A 26,826-nucleotide genomic window follows, 5' to 3' on the forward strand; every position below is an offset into this window, starting at 1 on the left:
GCGGGCTCGGCCTCTGGTGGAGAAGGCCTATTCGGCTTTGCGGGAGTTGCACGCGGAGTTGGTTCGGTGAGGTGGGGGTAGGGGTTCCGCCGGTCCCAGCGGTGGTGGCCGATGCGACTCGGGGACCCCTCGATGTGACCCAGTGATCGGGCTGAAGGGCAGGTGGTGGCTACCTGCCCTTCCACCGGGGCAAGGGTCGAATCCCCCGAGCGACATCGGCCACTGCTCTAGGGAAGGCTCTGGCTCGTTGGTTGCGGGTCGGCCTTTTCGTTGTTCTTGGTCGTGTGTTTCGCTCTGTGGTCGAGGGCTGCGCCCAGGGCCGCGATGGCGGCGCCCGCTGCTCCCGTCGCCGCGAAGCCCCAGCCCGATGACGAGTGGTCTATGACGAAGCCCGCCAGTGGGGCTCCTGCTGCTGCTCCGAGGGTGAACGCTGAGCCTTGCAGGCCCATTGCCTCGCCGCGCACCGATGCCGGGGTCAGTTTGGTGATCACCTCGCCCGTGCTGGCGATCACCGGAGCCGCCAGCATGTTTGCCGGGACCAGTGCTGCTGCCAGTAGCCAGAGGTTGTCTGATGCCAGGCCCACCGGGATGGCCAGCAGGCCCAGTGAGGCCATGAGGGTTCTCGGGGTCGGGGCGTTCGTGAGGCCGCCGTAGATGAAGCCGCCCATCAGCGAGGCCGCGCACATGACGATGACCAGTGGGCCGGTCCACTGGATCTGGCCTTGTTCTTGCAGGGCGGCCACCAGGGAGACTTCCATCCCCGCCAGTACGAGGATCGCTCCGCAGGACGTCACCAGCACACCCAGGACCGGTGCCGTCAGCCATTCCCGCCTCGGTGGGCGTTCCGCGTGGGTTTCCTCCTCCTCGCTGCGGACCGGGGGGTTGGCGATCCACAGTGCGATCCCGGCCGCGACCATGGCGGCTCCCACCGTCCACAGTGCTGTGCGGCTGGAGGCGCTGGTGGTGAGCAGCACCGCCAGCGCCGGTCCCGCCATGTAGGCGACCTCGACGGCCATGGAGTCCATGGCGAGCGCGGTTCTGCGGTGGTCCACCGGTGTCAGCGCGGTGAGGACCTGGCGGCCGATGGACATCACCGGGAGGATCGTGAGGCCGGTCAGGAACGCCGTCACGAGCAGGACCGGATAGGACAGTGCCGGTGCGGTGAACCAGAACAGGCCCTCGGTGACCGTGCTGAGCGCGAGCATCGTGCGCAGTCCTCGGCGGTCGGTGAGGCGGCCCATCAGCGGGGCGCCCAGTGCGATGCCGATGGTGCTGGCCGTGCCGACCAGGCCCGCCGCGCCGTAGCCCCTGTCCAGCGACAGGACCACGTGGAGCGTCAGGGTCATGCCCGACGCCGTCGTCGGGATCCTGGCCAGGAGCATCAGCAGCATCGCCGGTCTGATGCCCGGCAGGCGGAGCAGGCTCAGGTACTTAGCAGGGTTCACGATCCCATCGTGCCCTGCGGGAGCAAGTCTTTAACCGCTCGTTTTCTTGACTCATTCCAGAAAACGTGGTCACATGGTCGGGACATGACACCTGACCCGCGTGAACTGCTGCGAGGAGCCGGACTGCGTCTCACCGCTCCTCGGCTGGCCGTGCTGGAGTGGCTCGGCCGGCACCCGCACTCGACGGCCGAGCACGTGGCCGACGGGGTGCGGGAGCGGCTGGGGACGGTGTCGACACAAGCCGTCTACGACGTGTTGAACACGTGTTCCCGGCTGAACCTCGTGCGCAGGATCGAGCCCGCCGGTCATCCGGCCCGCTACGAGACGCGCACGGGGGACGACCACCACCACCTGGTTTGCCGCCGCTGCGGCCGCGCCGAGGACGTCGACCACGTCCACGGCGCGGCGCCCTGCCTCGAACCCCCGAACTCGGCGGGCTTCACCGTCGACCGGGCCGAGGTGGTCTTCTGGGGCCTGTGCGGCGACTGCCAACTCCCACCACGGAACGAGGAGCCACCAGCGTGACCGAACCGCGCCACACCACGAACAACGTCGGCATCCCCGTCGCGAGCGACGACCACTCGCTGACGTTGGGCGCCAACGGGCCGATCCTGCTCCAGGACCACTACCTGATCGAGAAGAACGCCCAGTTCAACCGCGAGCGGGTGCCCGAGCGCGTGGTGCACGCCAAGGGCGGCGGCGCGTTCGGGTACCTGGAGGTCACCGAGGACGTCAGCCGGTACACGAAGGCGGCGCTGTTCCAGCCCGGTGTGAAGACCGAGGCGCTGGTGCGGTTCTCGACCGTCGCGGGTGAGCTGGGGTCGCCGGACACGTGGCGCGACCCGCGCGGCTTCTCGCTGAAGTTCTACACGTCGCAGGGCAACTACGACCTGGTCGGGAACAACACGCCGGTGTTCTTCCTGCGCGACCCGATCAAGTTCCCGGACTTCATCCGCTCGCAGAAGCGGCGGGCCGACACCGGTCGCCGCGACCACGACATGCAGTGGGACTTCTGGACGCTCCAGCCGCAGACGGCGCACCAGGTGGCCTGGCTGATGGGCGACCGGGGCATCCCGAAGACGTGGCGCCACCAGAACGGGTACGGCTCGCACACGTTCCTCTGGGAGAACGCGGTCGGCGAGAAGTTCTGGGTGAAGTACCACTTCAAGACCGACCAGGGCATCGAGACGCTGACGTCGGAGGAGGCCGCGCGGATCGCCGGTGAGGACGCCGACGCGCACCGGGCCGACCTGTGGCACTCGATCGAGCGCGGCGAGCACCCGTCGTGGACCCTGCACGTCCAGGTGATGCCGTACGCGGAGGCGGAGAACTACCGGTTCAACCCGTTCGACCTGACGAAGGTGTGGCCGCACAGCGACTACCCGCTGGTCAAGGTCGGCAAGCTGGTGCTGGACCGGAACCCGGCCGACTACTTCGCGGAGATCGAGCAGGCCGCGTTCGAGCCGACGAACCTGGTGCCCGGCATCGGGCCGTCGCCGGACAAGATGCTGATCGGCCGGATGTTCTCCTACCCGGACGCGCACCGGTACCGGATCGGCGCGAACTACGCGCAGTTGCCGGTGAACCGGCCGAAGTCGCCGGTGAACTCCTACTCCAAGGACGGCGCGATGCGGTACGGCAACGCGTCCGACCCGGTGTACGCGCCGAACTCCTACGGCGGCCCGCACGCCGACCCGATCGCGGCGGGCGAGGTGACGACGAACTACGGCGTCGAGGACGCCCCCGTGCGCGCGGCCTACAAGCTGCACGTCGAGGACGACGACTTCGGCCAGGCGGGCACGCTGATCCGCGAGGTGTTCACGCAGGAGCAGCGCGACCGGCTCGTGGAGACCGTGATCAACCACGCGGGCAACGGCGTGTCCGAGCCGGTGCTGGAGCGCGTGTTCGAGTACTGGCGCAACATCGACAAGGAGACCGGCGACCGCATCGCCGCAGGCTTCGGCAAGTGAGCTAGACCCGCACGCCACCACGCGCAACGGCCCCGGCGGCGCTCCTCGCGAGCGCCACCGGGGCCGTTCCGCCGTGCTCAGGCGGTCTTCGGCACGTCCTGGCGGGCGTTGGCCAGCGCGAGCCCGGTGCGCAGCGAGCCGACGGCCTCGGACACGGCCTCGCGGTAGATGCCGCCCAGGCCGAGGACGTTGGCGAACCCGTGGAACAGGCCCTCGTGGCGGCGGAGCACGACCGGCACGCCCTCCTCCGCGAGCCGCGCCGCGAACGCCTCGCCCTCGTCGCGCAGCGGGTCGAAGCCCGCGGTCGCGAGGTAGGTGGGCGGCAGGAGGCTGAGGTCGTCGGCCAGCAGCACCGAGATCCTGGGGTCCACCCAGGACTCCTCCTCGGGCGCGTAGTGGTCGCGGAACCAGTCCATCTTGGCGTCGGTGAGGAAGAAGCCGTTGCCGAACAGGTCGCGGGAGCGGCGGCGGGTCGAGGCGTCGACGGCGGGGTAGAGCAGCAGCAGGAACACCGGTGTCGGCCCACCGGCCTGCGCCGCGCGCAACGCGGTCACGGCGGCCAGGTTGCCGCCCGCGCTGTCGCCGCCGAGCGCGATGCGGTCGCGGTCCACGCGCAGGTCGGAGGCGTGCTCGACGGCCCACTCGAACGCGACCATCACGTCCTCCACGGCCGCGGGGAACGGGTGTTCCGGGGCGAGCCGGTAGTCGACGGCCAGCACGCGGACGCCCGCCTCGACGGCGAGGAACCGGCACAGGTTGTCGTGGCTGTCGAGGTCCCCGCTGACCCAGCCGCCACCGTGGTAGAAGATCAACAACGCGGAGTCGGGTGCGAGGCCGACGGGTTCGTAGACGCGGCCGGGGACCACGCCGCCGTCGCGGGGGATGCGCACCGGGCGCGTGGCGACGCCCTGCACGACCGGTCCGCACACCAGCGCGTTGCTCTGCGTCAGCGCGGCCCGGTTCTGCGCGGGCGTGGTGGTGTCCCAGTCCTGGCCGCTGAGCTGCTGGAGCTTGAGCAGGAGCTGGGCGTCGGGGTGCAGGCGCTGGCCGTCGACGACGACCGGCTTCCCGGTGATCAGCCGCCGCACCGGAGCGGGCAGGCCGAAGGCGAACCGCAGGGCCCCCGCGAGGACACCGACGGGGAGGGAATCGGCGAGCTTCGACATGAGTCGAATGTTACTCGCGGGTAGTCGATGTGACGAGCGTCCCCACCGGGTGGACCTCCACCGCGCTGGAGGTCGTACGGTCGAGTCGTTCGGTTCGCGCAGGTGGAAGGATCTCGACGCATGACGGTCACCGTGGTGGGCATCGGGGGCTCCATCCGCCCCAACTCGCAGTCCGAACGCGCGATGCGCATCGCGCTGTCGGGCGCGCGCGAAGCCGGTGCGCACACGATCGAGGTGACCGGCCCCGACCTCGTGCTCCCGTTCTACGACCCGCACGTCCCCGACCGCCCCGAGGCGGCGTCCCGGCTCGTGAAGGCGCTCCGCGGGGCCGACGGCGTCGTGCTGGTGTCGCCCGGCTACCACGGCACGGTGTCCGGCCTGGTCAAGAACGCGCTGGACTACGTCGAGGACCTCCGCACCGACGACCGCCCGTACCTCACGGGCCGCGCGGTCGGCTGCGTCGCCGCCGCGCAGGGCTGGCAGGCGTCCGTCACCACGCTGACCGCGCTGCGCTCGATCGTGCACGCGCTGCGCGGCTGGCCGACGCCGCTGGGCGCGGCCGTGCACTCCGGCGACGTCACCTTCGACGGCGACGGCGGCTGCTCGGACCCGGCCGTCGCGGAGACGCTGCGCGTCATCGGCCGCCAGGTCGCGGAGTTCGCCCTGTCACAGTCGGGTTGACGTTCGCACCTTCGGGTATGCCTTCGGCGGGTGAGTTGCCACACCACCGGGAGTCGAAGAGTGTCGGAGAGTGGTTACCAAGTAGTAGAACACCGGGAACCACCCCTCCAGCTCGAAGGAGAGCGTCACATGAACGTGCTCTACACCGCCGAAGCCGTCGCCCTGGGTGAAGGTCGTCAGGGCGAGATCCGGTCTTCCGACGGGGTGCTCGACGAGCTGGTGGCGATCCCCAAGGAGATGGGCGGACCCGGTGGCGGCACGAACCCCGAGCAGCTGTTCGCCGCAGGCTACGCCGCGTGCTTCAACAGCGCGCTGCGGACCGCCGCCCGCATCGCCAAGGTCGAGGTCGGCGTGACCGAGGTGACGGCGAAGGTCGGCATCGGCCGCATCGACGACCGCCCCGGCTTCCACCTGACCGTCGACCTGGTCGCCCGCGTCGACGGCGTCGAGCAGTCCGTGGCGGACAAGCTCGTCCACGAGGCGCACCAGCTGTGCCCGTACTCCAACGCGACTCGCGGCAACATCGAGGTGGCCGTTACCGCCACCGTCTGAAGGAGGCGCTGAAGTCATGCCCGTCAAGTCACCGATCAGCTCCCCGCTCGGCAACGCCGAGAGGGACGCCGTCGGCGAGGTGCTCCAGAGCACCCTGGTCGACCTGATCGACCTGTCCCTGATCGCCAAGCAGGCGCACTGGAACATCGTCGGCAAGAACTTCCGCAGCGTGCACCTCCAGCTCGACGAGCTGGTCACGTTCGCGCGGACCTACACCGACGAGGTCGCCGAGCGCGCCAGCGCGCTGGGCGTCTCGCCCAACGGCAAGGTGCGCACCGTCGCAGACGGCTCCGTGCTGGACTTCCCGGAGGGCTGGCAGGACGAGGACACGGTGATCACCACGATCGTGTCCGCCCTCGCGAAGCTCATCGAGCGGCTCCGCACGCGGATCGAGGCGACCGACAAGGCGGACCTGGTGTCCCAGGACCTGCTCATCGAGATCACCAAGCAGGTCGAGCAGGCGCACTGGATGTGGCAGGCCCAGCAGGCGTGAGACCGCGGCCGCCGCGGGTCCTTCCCGCGGCGGCCGCTCTCGCCTGCTCCCCGTGATCCGTGCTCGCCGTGGGCCATGCCCGTGCGGCACCCCGCGGCACCGCCGGCATGTACGGGTCGGGGTGGTGCCGGGACACGATCGTCATCGTCGGGTGGTGCCCCGCGTACTCGAACACGGAGCACAGGAACCCGACCCCACCGGCCAGGCCCGCGAGCAGCGGCCCGCTCGCCCGGCCGCCGAGGACGTTGCGCAGCAGCGCCGACCCGTGCCGCGTGCCACCGCCGGTGCGGACGGCCTGCTCGCCCAGCAGGTGGCGGCGGGCTGTGGAGCAGGTCTCCCCGGTGCGGGCCATCCGGCTCCGCACCAGGTGCCCGAACGACCTGCGCTCGGTCGTCGCGTGCCTCCAGGACGGACCCCACGCGCCCGCCCGACCCGTCGGGCGCACGACACCGTCACGACGCACCCCGAGGACGCGGGTCCCCTCCGCCCCCGCGATCGCCTGCCCGCGTGGGGGCCGGTCAGGAGGTAGGGCGCGGTACGGCGCCGTGCGACCAGACCAGCGCGGTGACCGCGATCCCCACCGGGTGTCGCGCGGCTCAGGTGCGGCGACGGCACCACGATGAATCGCCCTGGACGGCGCGAAACCCGGCGGGGGTCGCCTAGCTCGGCAGGTGCCGCAGCGCGAAGGAGACCTCGGCCGCCGTCTGCTTGAGCGACTCCTCGATCACCAGCGACCCGTGGCCCGCGTTCCAGCGGTACACCTCGTACACCGCGCCCCGCTCGGCCAGCCGGTCCAGGTAGTTGTCGATCTGCCGGATCGGGCAGCGCGGGTCGTTCTCGCCCGCGAGCACCAGCACGGGCGCGCGCACCGCGTCGACGTAGGTCAGCGGCGAGCACTCGCGGTACAGCTCCGGCAGCTCCTCCGGCGACCCGCCGAACAGCGCCCGGTCGAACGCCCGCAGCGGCTCCATCTCGTCCTCGTACGCCGCCAGGTAGTCCGCCACCGGGATCATCGACGTGCCGACGGCCCAGCGCTCCGGCTGGGTGCCCAGCGCCAGCAGGCTCAGGTAACCGCCCCACGACGCGCCGTTGACCACGCACCTCGCCGGGTCGGCGAAGCCGGTCTCGACGGCCCAGTCGTGCACCGCGGCCACGTCGGCCAGCTCGGTGAGCCCCGGCCTGCCCTCGATCGCGTCCCGCCACGCCGACCCGTACCCGGTGGAGCCCCGGTAGTTCACGTGCACCACCGCGAAGCCCGCGTCCAGCCACACCGAGCGGTACGCGGAGAACCTGTCCTCGTCCGCCGACTGCGGGCCGCCGTGCAGGCTGAACACCGTCGGCAGCGGCCCGTCCGGCGCACCGGCAGGCCGGGCGACGAGCGCGTGCACCCGGCCGCCGGGCCCGTCCACGAACACGTCGGCCACGTCCTGCGAACCGGGGGCCTTCGCCCCGTCCGACTCCAGCAGCACGCGCTCCGAGCCGTCCGGCGACAGCGCGCGGACCACGGGCGGGTGCGCGGCCGACGACCACGAGTACTCGACCGTCCCGTCCGGACGCACGGCCGCCGACCCGACGGTCCCGTGCGGGGTGTCCAGCTCGGACAGCTCACCGGTCATCAGGTGGTAGCGGTAGAGCGTGTTGCGGGCCTCGAACGTGTGCACGACGAGCAGCGCCGTCGCGTCCGGGTACCAGTCCGCGACGATCTCGCCGGGCAGGTCGATGACGATCTCCGACTCGGTGTCCGCCTCGACGTCCCAGAGCAGCAGCTCCTCGCGGCCCCGGCGCTCGTGCAGCACCAGCACCCGGTTGTCGCCCAGCACCGGGCTGAACGCGACCGTGCCGAGGCCCTTGCCCTCGCCGTCCCACTTCTCCGCGACGGTCGCGCCCGTCTCCACCGACAGCACCCGCAGCGCGGGGTGCCTGCTGTCGCCGTGCTCGGAGTGCGAGAGCACCAGCAGCGTCTCGTCCTTCGACAGCGCGTCCAGCCCGCCGTCGTTCTCGTGCGCGTAGACGACCTCCGCCGCACCGCCCTTGCGCGAGAGCCACACCGACGTGCCGTCGTCCGTCGACACGCCCACGGCGGTGACGTCCCCACCGATCTCCAGGCCCGCCGAGTACCCCGCGGGCACGCCCTCGACCGCGGTCCACGCGTCCCGGCCGTCCGCGGTGAACGGCTCGCTCACCCACAGGCCGAACTCGTCGCCGTCGTGGTCGGCGAACCACCAGATCGACTCGCCGTCCGGGCTGATCCGGTAGTGCGACGTGCCGTTCGGCCGGTCCGTCACCTTCCGGTGGACGTCGTCCGACCGGTCCCAGGCGTAGACCTCCCACACCCCGCTCGCGTTCGACAGGTACAGGTTCCGGTCGGGCGCGTTCTCCGCCCAGGAGGGGGCCGACATCCTCGGCGCGGCGAAGCGGGCCCGCCACCGGGCCTCGGCCTCGGGGTCGGTGAACAGCGGATTCGGAACCACGGCAGCGGGATGAGTCGTCACGACTGCGATCCTGCCTCAAGGGTCCGACACCCGGTCACCAGGTAGTAGTCCGCCAGCCCGCGCGCCACCACCCTGGTCCAGTTCCGGTCCCAGTCGTGGCGCACGCGGCCGAGCTCGATCCACCGGTCGAACCCGGCCCACACGTGCTCGCCGATGGTCGTGGCCACGACGTCGACGAACCCGGCCGCCCGCAGGTCGGCCAGCACCCCGTCCACCGGGTGGGCCAGGTCGAGGCCGCTCGCGAACGTCCCCAGCAGGTCGGCGATCTCGGGTCCGGCGTCGGCGCGGTTGGCGAAGAACGTCGCCACCGCGAGCCGCCCACCCGGTCGGAGCACCCGGAACGACTCCCGCGCGAACCCGGCGACGTCCTCGAAGTGCTGGGCCGCCTCCACCGACAGCAGCTTGTCGAACTCCCCGTCGCCGAAGGGCAGGTCGGACGCCGACCCCCGCACGAACGCCAGCCGCTCGTCGTGGTGGGCGGCGGACGCGCGCGCCACCTGCTCGGGTTCGACGTCCACCCCGCGCACCACCGAGGGCCCGCGCCCCACCGCCGAGGCCGCGCCCAGCCCGCGTCCGCTCCCGACCTCCAGCACCCGGTCCCCGGCACCGACGTCGAGCACGTCCAGCACCAGGTCGTAGAGGGCCTGCTGGCTCGCGATCCGCTGGTCGAGGGTCAGCTCGCCGTCGAGCGGGATCCCCTTCCAGTAGCCGAAGTTGATGTAGCCGCCACCGAAGATCGGCAGCTCGCTGAGGTCCCCGACGCCGTAGAACCGCCGCCGCAACTCGATCCGCGCTCGTCGCTCGTCCACGGGTCGAGGTTCCCACTAGCCTGGCGCCACGGGGAGGCCCACATGACGATCACCGCAGGCGACGGCACCGACGTCCGCGTGCACGACGAGGGCTCGGGGCCGGTCGTGGTGCTGCTGCACCCCGGCCTGGACGACGGCAGCCGCGACCACGAGCTGGCCGCGATCCTCGCCCGCCGGTTCCGCGTCCTGAGGCTGCACCGCAGGCAGTACCGCCTCGACCTGGACACCCTGCCGTGCAGCGTCGCCGACGAGGTCGACGACGTGGTGGCCGTGGTCCGCTCGGTCGGCGGGCCGGTCGTGCTCTACGGCCACTCCGACGGCGGCGTGGTCGCCCTGGAGGCGCTGGCGGCGGCACCGCGGGCGTTCTCCGGCGCCGTGGTCTTCGAGGCGCCGGTGGCCATCGGCCCACCCCTGGGCGGTGAGGTGGTCGCCGAGGCGAAGGCCGCGCTGGCCGCGGGCAGGCCGGGCCGCGCCATGGCGCTCTTCTTCCGCCGCACCGTCGGCCTGGCGCCGTGGCAGGCGACCCTCGCGGGCGCGGCCGTCGCCGCCGTCCCGAAGTACCGCCGACTGGTGCCCGGCCAGATCAACTCGCTGGCCGCGCTGGACGACCTCGGCGTGCGCCTGGACACCTACGCCCGCGTCACCGTGCCGACCGTCCTGCTCGGCGGCGACCGCAGCCCCGCCCACCTGGCCGAACGCCTCGACGCGCTCGCCGCCGCGATGCCCACCGCCGAGCGCGTGGTCATGCCGGGCCGCGACCACGGCGCCGACCTCAAGCACCCCGCCGAGGTCGCCGCCGTCGTCGAAGCGCTGGCCGACCGCGTGCTGCGCGCACGGGACGACCGCTAGCGGCCCGCCCTGGTGGACACCGACACGTGGTCGACGACCATGGACCGGTCCGGCGCGGTGGTGGCCGTCGGCGTGCCGCGGCCCGCCACGCCGTCGGGGAAGGCGCCGCCGACGGCGACGTTGAGCAGCACGAAGAAGCCGGTGTGCGAGGTCATCGAGGCCCACGCGGCCGGACCGACCCGCGCCTCGTCGACCGAGTGGTACCGCTGCCCGTCGACGTACCAGCGGAACTCGTTCGGGCTGGTGCCCCGGTCCCACTCGAACGCGTAGGTGTGGAACTCCGCCAGGCACGGCGAGCCGGGGCACGCCGAGTCGGCGCCGATGCCCCGCGGCTCGTCGCACGGCCCGCCCGCCGCGACACCGCAGTGCAGGACGCCCCACACCCGGTCCACGCCGTTGACGTTCTCCACGACGTCGACCTCGCCGACACCCGGCCAGTTCCAGTGGTGATCGCGGTAGGGCGCGCCGAGCGCCCAGAAGGCGGCCCAGTAGCCCAGCCCGGCGTCGCCCCGGACGTCGGGCATCCGCACGCGGCCCTCGATGCGCAGCGCACCGCCCTCGGGGGCCGTGAAGTCGGCGCGCCTGCTCTGGACGCGACCGGACGTCCAGGCGCCCGAGGCGTCCCGCCGTGGGGTGATCTCCAGGTTGCCGCGGCCGTCCAGGCCGATGTTCGACCGGTCCGCGGTGTAGGTCTGCACCTCGCCCGTGCCCCAGTTCGCCGGGCCACCGGGGTAGGCGGTGCCGGTGTCGAGGATCCAGCCGTCCGCGGCGGGCGGAGCGCCCTCGGCGCCGTCGAAGTCCTCGCGCCAGGTGACCTGCCAGTCCGGCTGCTGCTCCGCGCCTAGGTCGGGACTCGAACACGCCGCCGTCAGCAGGACCACCGCGAGGGCGATCACCGTGCGCGGGCGGGCGACTGTCATGGGACGGGCCTCTCGTCGGAGCTGCGGGGTACGCATGGAAGCGGTCCCGCGACCCCCGTGTCAACGGCGGCCACGCGCTCCCGGCACCGAACTGTGCGCTCCGTCGGGAAGATCGGCTACTCGGCCCTCTTCAGGGGCGTCGGCGCCTGCCGCCGCCGGTCGTCCAGCTCTTCGGCGAAGATCGCGTCCATGGTCCGCGCCGCCCGCGACAGCGCCACCCCGAGCGCGGTGACCAGCGTGCACGCGGCCGCGGTGAGGAACGCGAACAACGGCGTGGTCAGCACACCGACGAGGCTGGACAGCGTGACGATCGTCAGCGCGGTCGTCGCGGTGGTCACCCACGTTTTTCGGGCATGGTCGACCGAGGAGATGAAGCTCATGGAGTTTCTCCCGACGTGAACGGCGCCTTCTGGTGCGGACGCCATGTCTCGTTGTCGGAACAACCTCTATTCTCGTTACGCTGAGTCAGCTGAGATATCCTTTTTCACCCGATCGTGCGAACGGCGATGAGTTTTGGCGTAGGGAGTGGTCTCACCTCCATGAGTGAACAACTTCCACGAATCACGCACCGCGCCGAACAGCCGTACGCGGCCATCAGGGGCGTGGTCACCATGCGGACCTTCGGCGAGATCGCCGACCGCATGGGCGAGGTCTTCGGCTGGCTCGGCGCGAGGGGTGTCGAGCCGGCCGGAGCCCCGTTCTTCAGGTACAACCGGATCGGCGCGGAGGACGTGCTGGAGGTCGAGGCCGGGGTCCCCGTGGAGGCTCCCGTCGCAGGTGAGGGCGATGTGCTCGCCGGTGTCCTGCCCGCGGGGCGGTACGTGGAGATCACGCACACCGGCCATCCCGACGACCTGCTGGCCATCACCGAGGACCTGCTGGCGTGGGCCGCCGACCGGGGTCTCGCGTGGGACGTGGAGGACTCCCCGGAGGGTGAGCTGTGGGGGTGCAGGCTGGAGGTCTTCCTGACCGACCCGACCGTGGAACCGGACATGGCGAAGTGGGAAACGGCACTCGCGTTCCGCTTGGCCGACTGATCCGCGCCTACGCGGGAGGCACAGGGCGACGCGCGTCGCGGAGTGCTTTATCGCGTGGATTTCTCGCATTCGAGTTCCGATAAACAGTTTCACGCCGAGCTGATTCGTCGATCACCGGCGGGCCGGGGACGTGATCGAGTTCCCGGCCCGCCGGACGGTCGCGTCCCGGCTAGCAGGCGATGCCCAGGCACCCCAGCGGGTTGTTGACGGAGGTGTTCCCGCCGCCGTCGACCACCGTGCCCGGCTGGGCCCAGTAGCCGTACGCGTGGTTGTCGGCGGAGTGGTTGTCCCGCACCACCAGATCGCCCCCGCTCGGCAGGTAGAAGTGCGCCCCCGCGTCGATCACGTTCCCGCCCTTGTCCCAGGTGCTGGGGCGGAAGCCGTTGGCGGTGAACGTGTTGTGCTCGACCACCACCCTGCCCGCCAGCGGGGTGTCGAGGTTGACGGTCAGCCCGGCGGACGCCATGTTCGAGAACGTGTTGCCGCGGATCACGCCGTTGTCCAGCCTGACGATCATCATCCCGGTGATGTCGACGTCGAACCGGTTGCGCAGGACGACGAGCTTCGTCGCGTAGACGATGAACCCGTCCAGCGTGCTGTCGGTGATCGTCAGGTTGACGGCCCCGACCTGGTAGGAGTAGACCCGCGCCCCGCGGATCGTCAGGTTGGTGCACCCCATCCACGTGGAGTTCAGAAAGCCGCCCCTGAACGTCAACGACGAATCCTCGTCGCAGTTGAGGTAATCACTGATCTGGGTTTGGCTGTTGTCGATCCTGCACGGCGAAGAGGTGTAGCAGCGGAACGAGTAACCCTGGACACTCGATTCCGAGACGGTCACCGACGACCCTTCGGAGAACAGCGTCTGCGTGTACCAGTTTCCCTGGGTGACTTTGTGCAGGAGCGTGTTCCGCGCCCCGGTCCCGGCGATGCCCGCGGCGATGGTCGCGTTCGAGAAGGTGGTCCGCAGCGTGTTCTCCAGCTTCACGCCGCCGACGTTGTCGCCGGTGATCGCGCCGTTGCGGACGACCGTCCTCCGCACGTCCTTGACCAGCAGCGCGGTCTTGGCCTTGAGCTCGTGGCCACCGAGGTCGACCACCACCCCGTTGCCCGCGACGACGAGCCCGACGTCCGCGCAGACCAGGTCCGCGGTCAGCGCAACGCTGTGCGTGATCGTGGCCCCGCACTGCACCGTACCCGCCGAAGCCGGTGGTGTTTGTGAGCCGAACAGTGCAATTGTCGCAGCGAACAGCGTCAATAATCGCATTGATGCCTCCCCTTGTCCGGATGAACAAGGGTGGCACCTCCGCGCGACGAAGTCGCCGGTTCGCCGGAATTTCCACCGAACGTCCCAGGGGAATTGTTGATTCGATCGAAAAACCCGCAATTCTGCGATCCAGGCCATGCTGATTGTTAATCGCACCCGCGGGTGCTGGACGGACTGGTCGCTCCCGGAGGGGACGGGTGCTGGGACGAGAACAGGCCGGGAACCCTCGCGGGTTCCCGGCCTGTGTGTTCAACCGTCGGGATCGCGGGATTCAGGTTGAACTCTCGTCTGGCTCGCTACGTCCAGAACAAGATCAATGAGGTAGACGCATCCTAGGACTGCCTCCGCTGGCCCCGTGGACAGCCACAGGGGCCAGCGGAGGTGCTAGCGACCGGGTCGAGGAACGTCCTCGATGAAGTTCTCTTCGGTCGCGTCACGTCCCCGGAAGATCCTGATCATCGTTGCCCGTGGCTCGATCTGCTGGCGGAAGGCGTTAGCAGCCTCCGTGCGAGCTAACTCAACGGTTGGATGCCCACCACTGCTGGTGATCAACCTTCCCGAGGCCGAAAAGTAGGCAAGGCCAAATTCCTCCATATTATTGCTCCATTTCTGGGAAGCCGCCGGGCTCTGCGTAGCTTCCGTCTTCGTTGTATCGGAAGCCATGGCTAATGATGCCGCTCTTACTGCCATCGTTGTTCCTTGACCTCACGCCGCAAGCGTCAGCGAACTCGTGAGCGTCGAAGTTCGGATCGTTGTAACCCAACACTTGAGCAGTCACCCACATGACGTTCATGCGGATATTGGCAGCCTCGCCATCCGACAGGAACTTAGTGTCGCGGCCAGGATTGTCCCGAGGGCGTTGATGTCCCGCGCGGTCATTACGCCATGGGGCATCTGACCAGTCATGGTTTTTGATTTCCGCCGCAAACTGTGCAGCGATCTTGCTGAGAGGCATCTATACTCCTGGTATGCGGTCGATTGTACCCAATATCGTTCGCGTAGGGCAGAATGTTACCCTCGCTCAGCTATCGCGCACGATAAAGCAAGCTCGTTCATATAGCTCATCGAAGGTTATGATCTCCACGTCCTGAAAAGACTGTCTGAATAGCTCGAATGAAGACAGTTGCTGCGGATTGACCGCGCCATTCACTTTGAACTCATCAAGGTTACCGATGATCAGCGCTTGTCGTGGCTTGATAGTCGAAAACTGGATACCGGTGGGCGTTCCGTCATCCTTGTACAGATCATGCAGTTCCCGCGAAATACTCATGAGCGCTTTACTCACGGTCTTCTGAATCTGGGACAGCCCGCCACTGACTTCATCGGAAACCCGATACACGTCAGGTTTCCGGTAGACCCCAGAAGCGAGAAGTGACTTCTCGTGTGTTTTAATCTCACAGAATAACAGGCTGCTGATGTAGCCCTTCGAACGTAGAATCGCATCGACACGCTTGCCCGCACCCGTGAAAATGTTCGCTCCGGTTGTAATCCGCTCCATCTTCTCAGGATCAAGTGGCTCGCAGGCAACCAACTTCAGCCCATAGCCGAATATCCAGGTGTTGGCCTCAAAGAAGGCCTGCCAAAGTGCCTCCGGTCCGACCTTCTCCAGGCGCACACGCTCTTGCTCGAAGAACTCTTTGTCGGTCAAAAGCTTCTCAAACACCTTGAGCTGTGCCTTGCGGTTGCTGAGGAGCAGCATGTCTTCTTCAGTCAGCCCGCCGCCTAAGGCGATCCGCACAGCCTCAAGTACCGTCTGCTTGTCTGTTGACTCAAGCAGTTCTGCAAGCTGGGCACTGTCTTCGGCAACGACGCGAAAGTTGTCGTCTGGCAGCTCAACACCAGTAAAGCTTTGTAGAAAGTGAATAAGCTTCCACACGTTTTTGTGGGCGTCGCTCGTGTCAACTGTAGCCTTGATGATCCTTGTGACTTCATCCTCAGCGACTACGTGCGCCAGAGTCTTCTTCTGCTTATTGGTCTTATCCTTCTTCCAAAACCTCAGCCGCGGAGCGTACTTGCCGTCTTTCTTGATGAGCGTCACCTGGCACAGCGTTGCCACTTGAGGCCCATCCTTAAGCACGAAGTCAGTGATGAGCCGGTTTAATTTGGTGTCGTAGAAATACTGAAAGCCGCTTTCACTGCCACTATCCCGGATTTCCAGCATCGAGAAGTCGTCATCAGACACCGAGAATTCGGTCTCATCGGCTCGATAGCTAACTGAAAATGCCGTCATAGTGGTACATCCTTATTGACCATTCTAACGCAAAGATCGACTTACAAACACTGTCGTCCGAGGCGGCCAGTCTGTTACAGAGGCGATCTTGCTACAGGAAGTGGACATGACAGAGGGTTGAATTTGGCAACGTGACGCCGGTCACGTACTATGTCTACACGGGAGGATCACATGTCGGAAGAGACGCTCTACACGAAATCTGGAAAACCAGTTGCCTACTTGGCATCGGACAATGAGACCATCTATCTCTGGTCTGGGCGTGCCGTTGCCTACATGGATCAAGGCACCGTCTACGGCTGGAATGGGAAGCATCTGGGATGGTGGAGTGACGGGGTCATCTATGATCTTCAGGGCAGGCGTGTCGGCTTCACCCGTCAACGTTGCCCGAACGTTTGTCATGTGCCATCAGTTAAATCCGTGAAGCGCGTCAAGAATGTCAAAAGTATCCGTTCCATTCCAAATGTCAGAAGCGCGTTTTCAAGTAGTAGTTCTACGCAGGAGCTTGAAGACTTCCTTAAGCGCGGTTCGGCTTAGGTAAGGGCGAATGAGCATGTCGCAACTATCGTATGGATTACTATCGCAGCTGATTGACATTCCATGTTCAAGCTGTGGCTACCTCTTTGAGGTGCAACTCGTCGACGTCTACACCCAGACATTCAGAACGTGCCCTTGCTGTCGTCAGCGATTCCGCCTAGTTGATGGCGACGGCTCTGTCTACGGTACTATTCAGGATGTTGACCAGGCTATGCGCAACTTGCAATCCCAGATGAAAGGCCTCTTTGGATGAGGTACGAACGCGACCTTCAAGTTCGTATTCGGGAGCGCTACAAGCGTCTCTTTAAGACTGGTCATGACGTATACGACGTGCAATGCGGCTATGTCCGCGACTTCATCTTGAAGAGTCCAGCGCTTCGGGCCATCGTTGAGCAGCTCGAACATAGCCTTCCGGAGCTAGACGCGACAAAGTGGGTCGCAGACAACTTCGACTATCACAACCACAAGTGGCCAAACAGTGAGCAGGGGCGAGCAAAGGTTGTTTGGCACATGCTTCGCAGCTTCGCTGACGGCAGTGTTGATCCGCTACAGATCAGCCACTCCTTCTCGAATGAGCGCAATATTAACGCGTCTGTCCGTGAAATGACCGAACAGGTCATGGAGCCGTTCGTTGAATACCTTGAGGAACGGCTTGGCACCGAGAGTGAGACCCTCTATTTGCTAGAGCGCCTAAAGCAACGCATCGAGCGTTTTGATTCGGATGAGCTGTTTGCCAGGTACGAAGCTGACACCGCACACGGCGAAGATATTTATGATCGATACATCCAGAAGTTCCTGTTCGATCAAGGCGCTGATCATGTCATCGCGAAGCCGCGGACTGCTTCGGGCGAAGCGGACGTGGTTTCGAACCTCGACAGTGATGACGCTCTGATCGAGGAAACGAAACTCTATGACGGTGCCAGTTACGGTGTCTCGTACATCCGCAAGGGCTTCAATCAGGCGGTCCAATACGCGCACGACCACGGCAAGACGGCCGCCCACCTCATCGTGATCAATCTCAGCGATGATAATCTACAGATTGCCTCGGACGAGGACGTTGCGATCTGGCCGCCACGAGTTCACTCATCCGGCGTCACAGTCTATATCGTCGTGGTACGCGCGCGTCCTTCACCATCCGCGAGCAAGCGTGGTTCACAAAAGACAGTCCAGGTAACGCGAGAGAAGTTGATTCTCGCTACCGATCAGTGACCTATCCGGGAAAAGTTTGCCCGTTCAGTGATTCGAGTTGATGTAATCCAACTTGAATAACATATTGGGCAAGTTCTTCCGTGATTTGCTGACGAAGTATGCGTGAGTAGCATTTGAAATACAGACTAAGAAAACAACTTCTGCTCAATCTCTCGCAGAAAGCCAATCACTTCCGATGCTGATGCGGCAAGCTCTTGCCTTGCCTCTTCTTCATTGGCAGCACACCAGCCCTTCACATCGTGCAGCAACTGCTTCTTCGCTGCTCGCTTTTTCTCGCCATGAAGGGCGAAGGCTTCGCCCACGCGATCCTGGAAGTCGACCGGATAGTACCGCTCGAAATCGGTTTCGACCCATGTGCGGAAGTGGTCAGGTGAGTACGAGTCCTTGTAGGTTTTCGCGAGGTTTGCCGCAACCTCCTTACCGCGGTCATCACCATCAATGACGACCCAGGCGCGCTGTTTATAGCTTTTTTCGAGGTGCGTGAAAAGGAACAGGCGGTTAAGCTCGTTGAAGAGTGGTTTAACGCCGTCAACTCCCCTGCCGGAAACAACCTTAATGCGGGCAAGCTTCGGCGCAAACCATGGGATTAGATACTGTTCGATAATAGTCTGCGCCGACGCCTCCTCCAGAAACAACCATCCCTCGTACATATCGAAATCGGTAAGCTCATAACCGAGCTGTCGCAGCAGTGCGATGCGTGCTTCAGTAGTGTTCTCTACAAGCTTGATCGTTGAGGTTGGCGCTTGCCCGCGTTCGAACGTGGACTCCACCGAGAATAGACGTGCATCTGGTGCAGCACCGAGATACCTAGTAACGATATTGCTGTGCGTCGTCACAATAAACTGGTTGTTGGCAGACTTTTCCACGATGACACTTAGCAGAAACTTGAGCGCTTCTGGGTGCAGGTCGTTTTCCGGTTCCTCGATGAGAAACAGGTTTCCGTTGCCCCGACACAAGTTGACGATGAGTCCAAGCATGCTTGAGACGCCTTCACCCATTGCCTCAATAGCGATGTGCTCGTCATCGTCGCCAACAGAAATGCCAATCCTCTGGCCTGCATGCTCGACTGCATACGTGCTTAGATTAAAGCCAATGGCTTGCTTGCACAGTTCAACAAATTCTTCATTGCCACGATAGGTACTATCTGCGAGCCGAAAGACTTTCGCGGCAAGGTTTCGCAGATCGGATGCTACCGACTTGGTGCGCTCACTGTCGACAGATGGGTCGATTATAACCTTGCGTTTCGAATAATATGGATAAATAAAGTTGACTGGTTCAACTGGGGAAATTGGTTCCGCAGATGTCCGTCGACTCTCTCCCAAGTCGGCATACGAGTTCATTTCAAGGCGAGGACTAGTGCCATGGGAAAATTCAATTACCATGGTAAATTCTTCGTTCTCAAAAGAGTGCCCGAAACGTCTATCTGAAAGTGGCTGAGTTACATCGGCTAGAGACAGCCTGACTGAGCCGCTTTCATGGCCGATTCGAATGTCCGAGTCAAGGGCGTCCTCTCCGTACTGCATTAGATGTATCGCCCTCAGGACCGCGGACTTGCCACTATTATTGCGGCCAAGAAGGACGTTGATCGACCCCAGTTCGATGTCGCCCGTATCCTCGAAACTTTTCCAGTTTTGAATTCGAACAGATGTGACCTTCATGCAGTAACCCGCCAGAGTTTTACGTTGCACCGACTTTAATACAACTTCACCCGCCTACCGAGTCTCAGCAAGCGGGCGAAGTCTTGGACAGCAACGTCGCAGAGCTACCCGTTGCCATCCCGAATCTTCTTCAAGAACTGAGTCCACTCAACATCTCCCACGATCAGCACGCCGCCGTTGGGGTTCTTGGAATCCCGAGCGGCAACGACGTCACCGAGCAGCGCAACCTCTACGCACTGACCGTTGCCACTGCTACGGGAACTCGTGCGCCACACGGCGTGCGTAAGGTCTGCCTTGCGCATGGTGCCTCCTTACTCGATCTCTCTCGCGATGTGTGCAACCAGCTCGACTGAGCTGTCGGGACTGAGCGCTACGGCGCGCAGGTTGTCGAAGATGGTGCTGTAGCGGCTGATGTCGGCCTCCGACTCCAAGAACAGATCACCAGCCATGCTGTCGATGTAGATGAGGTCGGTGTCCATCGGGTCGGCGAAGTCCATCAGGACGAACGAACCAGGCATACCAGCGTGGGCGCCGGTGCTGTAGGGGATCACCTGCAAGGTGATGTGCGGTTCGCGGGTCACGTCCAGGAGGTGCCGGAGCTGGGCGTGCATGACTTGACCGCCACCGACCAGTCGATGTAGCGCGGCCTCGTCCACGATCGCCCACAGCTTGAGCGGCTGTTCCTTGCTCAGCACGCCACGCCGTTCCATGCGGGCTTGCACGCGGTCTTCGACCTCTTGCGTGTTGGCCATCGGCAACACGCCCCGGATGACCGCTCGTGCGTAGTCCTCGGTCTGGAGCAGACCTGGGATGAACAGCGACTCGTAGTTGCTGACGCCCAGCGCCTCGGCCTCGAAGCTGATGTAGGCCGTGTACTCCTCGGGCAGGTCGGAGTGGAAGCCGCGTAGCCAGCCTTGCTCGGTGGACTCCTTGGAGAGCGCCACCAAGTGCTCGCGCTGCGGTTCGTCGGTGTCGTAGTGCTTGAGCAAGGTGAGCAGCGTTCGCTTCTGCGGGCGCGTGCGAGCCGTCTCGATCCGGTACAGCGTCGAATCGTTGATGCCCGTCGCCTCGGCAACATCTTCACGGCTCAACCCGGACGCCGCGCGCAGGCGACGGAGTTCACCTGCAAGTCGGCGCAGACGAACGGTTGGCGTGTGCTTCTTGACGGCCACGAGTGTCGATCCTTCCTCAACTCCCGCAGGAGTAGCGCCAGTGTGGCGGTGATCTAGGACGAACTCAAACTACAGGGCACCTGCAAAACAGGCGTTTGCAGTCCTTGCATTTGCAGTCTTGCGCGGGCATGCTTGCGTCTGTACGGCGCGCAACCACCCCGACACAGCGCGTCGCTGCACCAAGCCGGGCTAGGCGGCGGCGCTCCCCGAAGCCGCCGCCTAGCCCGGTCACCAGCACGCCCCTACATCCGAGAACACCGGACGCCACACGTCCGGCGATGACGCACGCGAAAAAGGTGATCCCGATGGCTTCGGTGTCTACGCCTCCAGAGGACGCAGTACCCACCCCAAACAGTCCGTCTGTGGTCTACGGCTACATCCGCATGGAGGAGCCGGACGAGATCGAGATTGCCTTGCTGCGCAGGGACATCAGCCGCTACTGCACCGACCGCGGACTGTTGCTCGGCTCGACGTTCGTCGACCGCGACGTGCGAGGACACGAAATCGCCCGTACCGGCTTTACCGCGTTGCTCGACGTACTGACGTTCCCGGACAGCTACGGGGTGGTGGTGCCGACCGTTGATCACCTATCCACCAACGACGGTATCCGCAAGGTGTTGACCACCCGGATCGTTGGGGTGGGCCGCAAGCTGTTCGTCATCTACCCCGACGCCTCCGACACGGCGGATGCATCGTGACCACCCCGGCGGTGAACGGCGTAGATGGCATGCAGCGCGCCGCTCACTGGACGGGGCTACGGAGTACGAGGCGCGTAGACCTCACACGCCGATCAGGCATGCCGTGTTGAGCCGCGACGAACGCATCTTCCTAGGTGCTCTCGGACAGGCCAACCAGGAGCTTGGACGCTACGTCGTCCGTGTGCTCCAGGAGAGCACCGGTACTGGCGTCACGGAGTACTCACGTGCCCTCCCTGGCGTCGAGCTGGCGCTCGGCCTGGCGCTGCTCGACTTCGGCCACCAGCTCATTCAACGCGCTGAGGCCCGCGGACTGGTCGTGGTGGAAGGCGTTGCGCCCCAAGCAAAAGCACTCGATCGGCCCGTGGGTGAGCCGACTCAAACCGGACTTTCGGCAAATGAGGTACAGCAGTGACCACGTCGCCTGACAACGAGCAGCCCTCCTACCGGCTTGCCAACGCCCACAGTCGGGAACTCGGTGAGGAGTTGCGGCGGATTCGACTTGACCTGGGACTCAAGGGCACCGTCGTCTGCCAGGACGTGGAGTGGTCACCGAGCAAGCTCAGCAAGCTGGAGAGCGGCGTTCGAGGTGCGAGCGAAGCGGACGTCGCCACACTGCTGGGCCTCTATCGCGTGGGCAAGGCAGCCCGAACTCGCGTCCTCGGGCTGGCCACCGAGCCGGACTACGGCTTGTTCGTCCGCGCGCACCACAATGCCTCGCCGGACGACGTGCTGTGTGTGCGGATGCATGAGGCCACCGCCCGGACGCTCACCTGCTACCAACCGCTGCTGCTGCCGTCACTGCTGCACACCTCGGCATACGCCGAAGCCCTGCTCCGTCACACCTGCACCAGTGGCGAACAGCTCGGCGTCTGGCTCGACGCTCGTGCTGCTCGACAAGAAGCACTGCACCAGGAGGCCGCACCCGAAGCGGTGTTCTTCATCCACGAAGCCGCGCTGCGACTGGTGGTTGGTGACACGAGCGTGATGCACGACCAGTGCTTGCACCTTGGTTTCATGGCCGAACAGCCTCGGTTCACTCTGCGGGTGATACCGGTATCCACGGGTCACCCCGCGCTGCGGCACGCGGTGACGCTCTTGACCTTCGCAGCGCCTCTGAAGCCGCTGGGCTACAGCGAAACCGACACGGCCACGGTGTTCTTTGACGAGGACACCGCCATTGCCACCGTGCAAAGGAAATTCGCAGCGCTGGACAGGCTGGTGCTGGGGGTCGAGCAGTCGAAGGACGTCTTCAGGCACTGGGCTGATGTGTACGACAGCGCCGAACTCCCCCTCAGCGGGAGGTGAGCTGGAAGTGGATGTTGCAACCAAATCCGCGGTGATCGTGCTGGGGCTGGTGGGCTTCATCTGGTGGGTGATGAACAGCGCTACTCGGGAGCGTCGGCGGACACGAGTTAAGGCTTGGGCACGAGCGCAGGTAGCTCGGGCGGTGGTGTCCGACATGAGCGCAGCCGTCGACGGCCACCAAGCCGAAGCCAACACCTTCCCGATTCTAGCTCCGCGGGATGGCAAACACCACCTTGGCGAGGTGTCGTTCGAGGAAGCCGTCACGGTGCCGATGCTGCTTGCTCGGAACGTCGAAGAGATTGATCCGCCGCTAGCGCGGCGGTACATGCGGGACGACATGCCGACGAGGGAGATCGTGGTGTGGCGGGGAGAGCCATCACCTGTGTGGACGGAACCTACGGCACAACCACTTCCAGCCTGGTTCAGGGAGCCAACACAGCGGTCAACATTGAAGAGGTAAAGCCTGGCTGACGCAGCTTGGCTGAGATGTCCCAAAGGAAGCCTGTTGCCACTACCTAGGGTGACAGGCTTCCTTAGCGCGAAAGGAGCTGTAACAAATTTAACCGACAGATTGATAAAATAGTGCTGAAATATAAAAATGGAACAGCATCAACAGTGCGAGCAGGAACCAGAGGCGGCGCTCATCGAGAGAGCAGTCTTGCTAGCCTCAGCGTTTGAATGGGCTTATGTTGAAAATCCTGATATACCGTACGGCGGTACGCCAAACCCCACCGAAGACCTATCGAAATACATTGATGACCTTCCTAATGACAATCTTCCGCTTGCGCTGCACGTCTTCCAATTTTTAGGTCGCAGCGAAAACCCAGATGTCCGTCACTACATGACCGGCCTACTGGGCCCACTCTTCGACGCTGATTTAGACATGGGCATCGCGATAACAGGCAAGCTAATGCTTGACCATGTCCCCCGCGTTCGGACAGCAGCGTTTAATTCGCTAATGGATAATGTCATTCCCTACGAAGATAAACTCCTGTTTTCCCAAGTTGAGGGGCCAATCAACAAGTATCTCGAAATGTGGCACCCTACAGCTTTCCGTCCGAATAAAAAAGACAAATAAGCCTGATCACCCTTACTCTCCAAACTGCCACGCGATACCGACTAGGCGCGCGGGACGCATCGGTTTAGTAAACTCCATCTCATAGATATCAGTCGGCAATCTAGGGAGTCGCTTGTTTTCGTTAAACGGAAAATCTGGGTGGGTAGCTGTCATAATTGGATAGGGTGACTCAAGCCACCACACGCGTTCGGGGTGTTCATTGGCTCTAAATTCAACTGACAGCAACACTCTTTCGGTATGAACCATCTGCTGTTTGAGGACCATACCTACATCTTCAAACGTACTGCCGTCTGCGGTTATGTAGAACCGGAACGAAGCCCTCTCGCCTTCTTGCAAGGCTTCCGGAAGTTCAATGTGGAACACATACGAGTTTCTGGCGTGCCGCAGTACCCGTGCAACTCTAGCCGGAGCCTCTACGCCTATCCTGATGTTCTTAATCGGCGACTCTGGATCTTCATCGAAGCTGTAAGGAAAGACTCTGAATCCTGGCGCTGTAGCACGCACAACCCGAGAAAGTAGCGTCCGTTCAATGCCGCGAGTCTGACCTATGATATAACGCTCTTCGAGATTCAGCACGTGCAGCGCATCTTGCGCAACACGTACTACATCGGGGTGGTTACTTACGCGGGCGTGCAGTACCCCGGTGAGCACCAGCGCCTCATCGATGATGAAACCTTCGTCGTGGTACAAGCTATTCTGACCGCTCGGAATCTCAACAAGGACAAGAGCAGGCAGCATCCGCACCCGCTCAAGGGCAACCTATTTTGTGCCCGGTGCGGCCGACGCATGGGGATTACCTCACCCACCAATCGTTACGGCATAACTTACTCCTACTTCTATTGCCTTGGCCGTCAGAAGGACAACAACAGTTGTGAACAGACTTTCGTACCCATCGCCACGATTGAAGAGGAAGTCGCCAACTACTTCCGCCGCGTACGCATCCCGCAGGATCGTTTGGCCAGACTGCGGGCAGAGATCACGTACGCATTTGAGGGCAAGCACGATGATGCCGCTGCTGCCATCGACAAGCAGCAAGCCCGCTTGCTACGGCTGAAGCAACGGGCACAAAAGAACCGTGAGGCCTACTTCGCCGACGCGCTCAGCCTCGATGAGTTCAAGGCTGAGCAAGATCAGACTAACGGCGAGATTGCCGCTGCCGAGAAGGCCATTGCTAAGTGGTCGCTGACGCTCGAATCCATCGAGCAGAGTCTTGACCACGCGCTGAGCCTCATGGTCGATCCGTACCGGTTCTTCGTAGAGGCACCCGATGCCCTGAAGCTTCTGCTGACGCAGGCCATCTTCGACAAGCTGTGGGTGATGGACGCCGTCATCGTTGGCTCGGAGCTGACCGATGCCTACTTCGAGCTGATGACCTTGGACGCTCGTATGGCTGACGTGGACGCTGCCGCTGAAGACGACCCTGACGGCTTGAGCCTCGCTCCGACACCTCGTGCCTACTACCGACGCCGTGCGGCGCTCAGCGACAAGCTGAGCGAGGACGACGAGTTCACCGCCCTCATGCAGCGGCTATGGGTGGAGCGCCCACGTGGGCCGATACCCCTGGACAAGCAAGAAGCCGCCTCCCCGGAGGGGAGACGGCTTCTTGATCAACCGGGTTTGAACCAAACTCATCTGGTCGGGGTGACAGGATTTGAACCTGCGACCTCTTCGTCCCGAACGAAGCACGCTACCAAACTGCGCCACACCCCGGTTCGAACGAGGTGAACTCTACCGGACGTTCCCGCCTACTCCGAATCGGGTCTCCCTAAGTGATCCAGACCCACCCTGACCTGCGTCGACAGGTCGCGCCACGAGGGTGAGGAGGCTGGCCTCCGGTGGGCACGCGAAGCGCACCGGCGCGTACGGGGAGGTGCCCAGGCCCGCCGAGACGTTGAGCCACATGTGCGAGCCCCAGCGGGAGACGCCGCGGGCGCGGGCGCGGTCCAGGTCGCAGTTCGTCACGAGCGCGCCGTAGCCGGGGACGCGGAGCTGGCCGCCGTGCGTGTGGCCCGCCATGACGAAGTCGTAGCCGTCGGCCGCGAACGGGTCCAGCACGCGGGGTTCGGGGGAGTGCGTGACGCCGAGCCGGAGGGCCGCGTTCCCGTCGGCGGGGCCCGCGATGTCCTCGTAGCGGTCGCGCTTGAGGTGCGGGTCGTCCAGACCGGCCGCGAACACCGTCTGACCGGCCACCTGGAACGTCCTGCGCACGTGCGTGAGGTCCAACCACCCCCGCTCCACCATCGCGGCCCTGAGGTCGCGCCAGGGCAGGTTGATGCCGTGCACGCGCTTCGTCTTCGCCGACGGCAGCAGGTACCGGACCGGGTTCTTCGGGCGGGGCGCGAAGTAGTCGTTGCTGCCGAACACGAACACGCCGGGGCGGGCCAGCAGCGGGCCCAGCGCGCGCACGACCGCGGGCACGGCCTGCATGTGCGCGAGGTTGTCGCCGGTGTTCACCACGAGGTCGGGTTCCAGCTCGTCCAGCGCGGCCACCCAGCGCTGCTTGGACTTCTGGCCGGGCAGCATGTGCAGGTCGGAGATGTGCAGCACCCGCAGCGGCGACGAGCCCGGCGCGAGCACCGGCACGGTGGCCCGGCGCAACGTCCAGTGACGTCTCTCGATGCCCGCCGCGTAGGCGAGGGTGGCGGTCCCGACGGCGGTCGTGGCGAGCAGTGCGCGGCCGAACGTGTTCACGTCAACGAGCCTACGGGCGTCGACCGATGAGGAGTAATCGCCTGTTCCCGGTACCGTTCGGCCTCATGGCGGAGCTGAAGACACGGTTGCAGAACGACCTCACTGCCGCGATCAAGAGCCGGGAGACGGTCAAGGCCGGAGCCCTGCGCATGACGTTGAGCGCGATCACCAACGAGGAGGTCTCGGGCAAGAGCGCGCGCGTGCTCTCCGACGACGAGGTCCTGAAGGTGATCACCCGTGAGGTGAAGAAGCGCAAGGAGGCCGCCGAGGCCTTCGCGGGCGCGGGTCGCGCCGAGCAGGCGGAGCTGGAGAAGTCCGAGGGCAGCATCCTGGAGGGCTACCTGCCCGCGCAGCTCGGCGACGACGAACTGGTGGCGCTCGTCGACGAGGCGGTCGCCGAGGTCGCGGCCCAGCTCGGCGAGCAGCCGGGCCAGCGGCAGATGGGCCAGGTCATGAAGGCCGTCAACGCCAAGGTCGCGGGCCGCGCCGAGGGTGGCCGCGTCGCGGGCGCCGTGAAGGCGAAGCTCGCGGGCTGACGGCCCCGCCTCCGACCGCCCGCGGCGGTCGGAGGCA

Annotated in this window: 30 protein-coding genes, 1 tRNA gene and 1 pseudogene; 15 read left to right on the top strand and 17 right to left on the bottom strand. The window is 64.9% G+C overall.

The annotated features are described in order from the left end of the window. Positions 1–227 precede the first annotated feature (227 nt). A complete protein-coding gene (locus VFZ92_RS09850) occupies positions 228–1,445 on the bottom strand; it encodes an MFS transporter (RefSeq protein WP_330875528.1) in 1,218 nt (405 codons plus the stop codon). 84 nt (positions 1,446–1,529) lie between these two features. Between VFZ92_RS09850 and VFZ92_RS09855 the strand changes: the two genes are divergently transcribed. Then, positions 1,530–1,970, top strand: coding sequence for a Fur family transcriptional regulator (locus tag VFZ92_RS09855; protein WP_330875529.1), 441 nt, complete (start codon positions 1,530–1,532; stop codon positions 1,968–1,970). Beyond that, complete coding sequence (locus VFZ92_RS09860; protein WP_330875530.1) at positions 1,967–3,415, top strand: catalase; 1,449 nt, start codon at positions 1,967–1,969, stop codon at positions 3,413–3,415. The genes VFZ92_RS09855 and VFZ92_RS09860 overlap by 4 nt, the downstream gene beginning before the upstream one ends. 77 nt (positions 3,416–3,492) lie before the next feature. On the opposite strand, the gene VFZ92_RS09865 is transcribed toward VFZ92_RS09860, so the two are convergent. Then, on the bottom strand, positions 3,493–4,581 hold the full coding sequence (locus tag VFZ92_RS09865; protein ID WP_330875531.1) for an alpha/beta hydrolase: 1,089 nt from the start codon (positions 4,579–4,581) through the stop codon (positions 3,493–3,495). 120 nt (positions 4,582–4,701) lie between these two features. Here VFZ92_RS09865 and VFZ92_RS09870 point away from each other — a divergent pair, with 120 nt between their 5' ends. From VFZ92_RS09870 to VFZ92_RS09880, 3 genes are all read left to right on the top strand, one after another. Further along, a complete protein-coding gene (locus VFZ92_RS09870) occupies positions 4,702–5,262 on the top strand; it encodes an NADPH-dependent FMN reductase (RefSeq protein WP_330875532.1) in 561 nt (186 codons plus the stop codon). 129 nt (positions 5,263–5,391) lie between these two features. Next, positions 5,392–5,814: an organic hydroperoxide resistance protein gene (locus VFZ92_RS09875; RefSeq protein WP_330875533.1), complete on the top strand. Its 423-nt coding sequence runs from the start codon at positions 5,392–5,394 to the stop codon at positions 5,812–5,814. Between the two features lie 16 nt (positions 5,815–5,830). Continuing rightward, on the top strand, positions 5,831–6,307 hold the full coding sequence (locus VFZ92_RS09880) for a DNA starvation/stationary phase protection protein (protein ID WP_330875534.1): 477 nt from the start codon (positions 5,831–5,833) through the stop codon (positions 6,305–6,307). Here VFZ92_RS09880 and VFZ92_RS09885 read toward each other — a convergent pair. From VFZ92_RS09885 to VFZ92_RS09895, 3 genes are all read right to left on the bottom strand, one after another. Further along, a complete protein-coding gene (locus tag VFZ92_RS09885) occupies positions 6,255–6,752 on the bottom strand; it encodes a hypothetical protein (protein WP_330875535.1) in 498 nt (165 codons plus the stop codon). The genes VFZ92_RS09880 and VFZ92_RS09885 overlap by 53 nt on opposite strands. Positions 6,753–6,966: 214 nt before the next feature. Further along, positions 6,967–8,799 (bottom strand): S9 family peptidase, encoded by a 1,833-nt coding sequence (locus tag VFZ92_RS09890; protein ID WP_330875536.1) that lies wholly within the window; start codon positions 8,797–8,799, stop codon positions 6,967–6,969. Beyond that, the gene (locus tag VFZ92_RS09895; RefSeq protein WP_330875537.1) at positions 8,796–9,608 is read right to left on the bottom strand and encodes a class I SAM-dependent methyltransferase; all 813 of its coding nucleotides are present in this window, start codon (positions 9,606–9,608) and stop codon (positions 8,796–8,798) included. Before VFZ92_RS09895 ends, VFZ92_RS09890 begins: the two co-directional genes overlap by 4 nt. A gap of 42 nt (positions 9,609–9,650) precedes the next feature. Here VFZ92_RS09895 and VFZ92_RS09900 point away from each other — a divergent pair, with 42 nt between their 5' ends. Continuing rightward, complete coding sequence (locus VFZ92_RS09900) at positions 9,651–10,457, top strand: alpha/beta hydrolase (RefSeq protein WP_330875538.1); 807 nt, start codon at positions 9,651–9,653, stop codon at positions 10,455–10,457. On the opposite strand, the gene VFZ92_RS09905 is transcribed toward VFZ92_RS09900, so the two are convergent. Next, positions 10,454–11,377, bottom strand: a complete 924-nt coding sequence (locus tag VFZ92_RS09905; RefSeq protein ID WP_330875539.1) for a glycoside hydrolase family 16 protein — start codon at positions 11,375–11,377, stop codon at positions 10,454–10,456. The two genes, VFZ92_RS09900 and VFZ92_RS09905, sit on opposite strands and share 4 nt — an antisense overlap. Before the next feature lie 116 nt (positions 11,378–11,493). Continuing rightward, positions 11,494–11,715, bottom strand: a complete 222-nt coding sequence (locus VFZ92_RS09910; RefSeq protein WP_330875540.1) for a hypothetical protein — start codon at positions 11,713–11,715, stop codon at positions 11,494–11,496. A 201-nt stretch (positions 11,716–11,916) separates the two neighbouring features. Here VFZ92_RS09910 and VFZ92_RS09915 point away from each other — a divergent pair, with 201 nt between their 5' ends. Next, on the top strand, positions 11,917–12,414 hold the full coding sequence (locus VFZ92_RS09915) for a GyrI-like domain-containing protein (protein ID WP_330875541.1): 498 nt from the start codon (positions 11,917–11,919) through the stop codon (positions 12,412–12,414). 169 nt (positions 12,415–12,583) lie between these two features. Here VFZ92_RS09915 and VFZ92_RS09920 read toward each other — a convergent pair whose 3' ends face one another. From VFZ92_RS09920 to VFZ92_RS09930, 3 genes are all read right to left on the bottom strand, one after another. Then, a complete protein-coding gene (locus VFZ92_RS09920) occupies positions 12,584–13,603 on the bottom strand; it encodes a right-handed parallel beta-helix repeat-containing protein (protein ID WP_330875542.1) in 1,020 nt (339 codons plus the stop codon). A gap of 670 nt (positions 13,604–14,273) precedes the next feature. Continuing rightward, positions 14,274–14,633, bottom strand: a complete 360-nt coding sequence (locus VFZ92_RS09925) for a hypothetical protein (protein WP_330875543.1) — start codon at positions 14,631–14,633, stop codon at positions 14,274–14,276. 66 nt (positions 14,634–14,699) lie between these two features. After that, positions 14,700–15,908 (bottom strand): Shedu immune nuclease family protein, encoded by a 1,209-nt coding sequence (locus VFZ92_RS09930; protein ID WP_330875544.1) that lies wholly within the window; start codon positions 15,906–15,908, stop codon positions 14,700–14,702. A 171-nt stretch (positions 15,909–16,079) separates the two neighbouring features. Between VFZ92_RS09930 and VFZ92_RS09935 the strand changes: the two genes are divergently transcribed. Further along, positions 16,080–16,442, top strand: a complete 363-nt coding sequence (locus VFZ92_RS09935; protein ID WP_330875545.1) for a 4-fold beta flower protein — start codon at positions 16,080–16,082, stop codon at positions 16,440–16,442. Positions 16,443–16,691: 249 nt separating this feature from the next. Further along, the gene (locus VFZ92_RS09940) at positions 16,692–17,651 is read left to right on the top strand and encodes a hypothetical protein (protein ID WP_330875546.1); all 960 of its coding nucleotides are present in this window, start codon (positions 16,692–16,694) and stop codon (positions 17,649–17,651) included. Between the two features lie 125 nt (positions 17,652–17,776). Here the strand turns inward: VFZ92_RS09940 and VFZ92_RS09945 are convergent, their stop codons facing one another. The 3 genes from VFZ92_RS09945 to VFZ92_RS09955 all read right to left on the bottom strand — a co-directional run bounded on the left by VFZ92_RS09945 (position 17,777) and on the right by VFZ92_RS09955 (position 20,481). Next, entirely contained in the window at positions 17,777–19,309 is a 1,533-nt protein-coding gene (locus tag VFZ92_RS09945; protein ID WP_330875547.1) for an ATP-dependent nuclease, read from the bottom strand. Between the two features lie 104 nt (positions 19,310–19,413). Continuing rightward, positions 19,414–19,611, bottom strand: a complete 198-nt coding sequence (locus VFZ92_RS09950) for a DUF397 domain-containing protein (protein WP_330875548.1) — start codon at positions 19,609–19,611, stop codon at positions 19,414–19,416. 9 nt (positions 19,612–19,620) lie between these two features. Next, positions 19,621–20,481 carry a helix-turn-helix transcriptional regulator gene (locus VFZ92_RS09955; RefSeq protein ID WP_330875549.1) on the bottom strand — a complete coding sequence of 287 codons (861 nt, stop codon included), beginning with the start codon at positions 20,479–20,481 and terminating at the stop codon, positions 19,621–19,623. Positions 20,482–20,843: 362 nt separating this feature from the next. On the opposite strand from VFZ92_RS09955, the gene VFZ92_RS09960 reads away from it, so the two are divergent. From VFZ92_RS09960 to VFZ92_RS42445, 5 genes and pseudogenes are all read left to right on the top strand, one after another. Further along, positions 20,844–21,179 carry a recombinase family protein gene (locus tag VFZ92_RS09960; protein ID WP_330875550.1) on the top strand — a complete coding sequence of 112 codons (336 nt, stop codon included), beginning with the start codon at positions 20,844–20,846 and terminating at the stop codon, positions 21,177–21,179. A gap of 408 nt (positions 21,180–21,587) precedes the next feature. Further along, positions 21,588–22,484 (top strand): helix-turn-helix transcriptional regulator, encoded by an 897-nt coding sequence (locus tag VFZ92_RS09965; RefSeq protein WP_330875551.1) that lies wholly within the window; start codon positions 21,588–21,590, stop codon positions 22,482–22,484. A 154-nt stretch (positions 22,485–22,638) separates the two neighbouring features. After that, positions 22,639–22,944, top strand: a complete 306-nt coding sequence (locus VFZ92_RS09970; RefSeq protein ID WP_330875552.1) for a hypothetical protein — start codon at positions 22,639–22,641, stop codon at positions 22,942–22,944. 138 nt (positions 22,945–23,082) lie between these two features. After that, on the top strand, positions 23,083–23,562 hold the full coding sequence (locus VFZ92_RS09975) for a hypothetical protein (RefSeq protein ID WP_330875553.1): 480 nt from the start codon (positions 23,083–23,085) through the stop codon (positions 23,560–23,562). 612 nt (positions 23,563–24,174) lie between these two features. After that, a pseudogene (locus VFZ92_RS42445) lies at positions 24,175–24,429 on the top strand (zinc ribbon domain-containing protein); the annotation flags it as partial. Here VFZ92_RS42445 and VFZ92_RS09985 read toward each other — a convergent pair. From VFZ92_RS09985 to VFZ92_RS10000, 4 genes are all read right to left on the bottom strand, one after another. Continuing rightward, positions 24,361–24,597 (bottom strand): hypothetical protein, encoded by a 237-nt coding sequence (locus tag VFZ92_RS09985; RefSeq protein WP_330875555.1) that lies wholly within the window; start codon positions 24,595–24,597, stop codon positions 24,361–24,363. The pseudogene VFZ92_RS42445 and the gene VFZ92_RS09985 overlap by 69 nt on opposite strands. Positions 24,598–24,606: 9 nt before the next feature. Beyond that, positions 24,607–24,780 carry a hypothetical protein gene (locus VFZ92_RS09990; protein ID WP_330875556.1) on the bottom strand — a complete coding sequence of 58 codons (174 nt, stop codon included), beginning with the start codon at positions 24,778–24,780 and terminating at the stop codon, positions 24,607–24,609. 415 nt (positions 24,781–25,195) lie between these two features. Next, positions 25,196–25,272, bottom strand: a tRNA-Pro gene (locus tag VFZ92_RS09995). A gap of 18 nt (positions 25,273–25,290) precedes the next feature. Continuing rightward, complete coding sequence (locus VFZ92_RS10000) at positions 25,291–26,253, bottom strand: metallophosphoesterase (RefSeq protein WP_330875557.1); 963 nt, start codon at positions 26,251–26,253, stop codon at positions 25,291–25,293. 65 nt (positions 26,254–26,318) lie between these two features. Between VFZ92_RS10000 and VFZ92_RS10005 the strand changes: the two genes are divergently transcribed. Next, complete coding sequence (locus VFZ92_RS10005; RefSeq protein WP_330875558.1) at positions 26,319–26,789, top strand: GatB/YqeY domain-containing protein; 471 nt, start codon at positions 26,319–26,321, stop codon at positions 26,787–26,789. Positions 26,790–26,826: the final 37 nt, after the last annotated feature.

It is taken from the genome of Umezawaea sp. (genome assembly GCF_036375055.1).
Taxonomy (GTDB): Bacteria; Actinomycetota; Actinomycetes; order Mycobacteriales; family Pseudonocardiaceae; genus Umezawaea.

Bases quoted from the DNA above. Each gene is read 5' to 3' on its own strand.
- VFZ92_RS09855 (WP_330875529.1), top strand. From the start codon at position 1,530: ATGACACCTGACCCGCGTGAACTGCTGCGAGGAGCCGGACTGCGTCTC.
- VFZ92_RS10005 (WP_330875558.1), top strand. From the start codon at position 26,319: ATGGCGGAGCTGAAGACACGGTTGCAGAACGACCTCACTGCCGCGATC.
- VFZ92_RS09940 (WP_330875546.1), top strand. From the start codon at position 16,692: ATGAGGTACGAACGCGACCTTCAAGTTCGTATTCGGGAGCGCTACAAG.
- VFZ92_RS09915 (WP_330875541.1), top strand. From the start codon at position 11,917: ATGAGTGAACAACTTCCACGAATCACGCACCGCGCCGAACAGCCGTAC.
- VFZ92_RS09930 (WP_330875544.1), bottom strand. From the start codon at position 15,908: ATGACGGCATTTTCAGTTAGCTATCGAGCCGATGAGACCGAATTCTCG.
- VFZ92_RS09875 (WP_330875533.1), top strand. From the start codon at position 5,392: ATGAACGTGCTCTACACCGCCGAAGCCGTCGCCCTGGGTGAAGGTCGT.
- VFZ92_RS09975 (WP_330875553.1), top strand. From the start codon at position 23,083: ATGGAACAGCATCAACAGTGCGAGCAGGAACCAGAGGCGGCGCTCATC.
- VFZ92_RS09935 (WP_330875545.1), top strand. From the start codon at position 16,080: ATGTCGGAAGAGACGCTCTACACGAAATCTGGAAAACCAGTTGCCTAC.
- VFZ92_RS09925 (WP_330875543.1), bottom strand. From the start codon at position 14,633: ATGCCTCTCAGCAAGATCGCTGCACAGTTTGCGGCGGAAATCAAAAAC.
- VFZ92_RS09945 (WP_330875547.1), bottom strand. From the start codon at position 19,309: ATGAAGGTCACATCTGTTCGAATTCAAAACTGGAAAAGTTTCGAGGAT.
- VFZ92_RS09905 (WP_330875539.1), bottom strand. From the start codon at position 11,377: ATGACAGTCGCCCGCCCGCGCACGGTGATCGCCCTCGCGGTGGTCCTG.
- VFZ92_RS09865 (WP_330875531.1), bottom strand. From the start codon at position 4,581: ATGTCGAAGCTCGCCGATTCCCTCCCCGTCGGTGTCCTCGCGGGGGCC.
- VFZ92_RS09950 (WP_330875548.1), bottom strand. From the start codon at position 19,611: ATGCGCAAGGCAGACCTTACGCACGCCGTGTGGCGCACGAGTTCCCGT.
- VFZ92_RS09870 (WP_330875532.1), top strand. From the start codon at position 4,702: ATGACGGTCACCGTGGTGGGCATCGGGGGCTCCATCCGCCCCAACTCG.
- VFZ92_RS09880 (WP_330875534.1), top strand. From the start codon at position 5,831: ATGCCCGTCAAGTCACCGATCAGCTCCCCGCTCGGCAACGCCGAGAGG.
- VFZ92_RS09900 (WP_330875538.1), top strand. From the start codon at position 9,651: ATGACGATCACCGCAGGCGACGGCACCGACGTCCGCGTGCACGACGAG.
- VFZ92_RS09970 (WP_330875552.1), top strand. From the start codon at position 22,639: ATGAGCGCAGCCGTCGACGGCCACCAAGCCGAAGCCAACACCTTCCCG.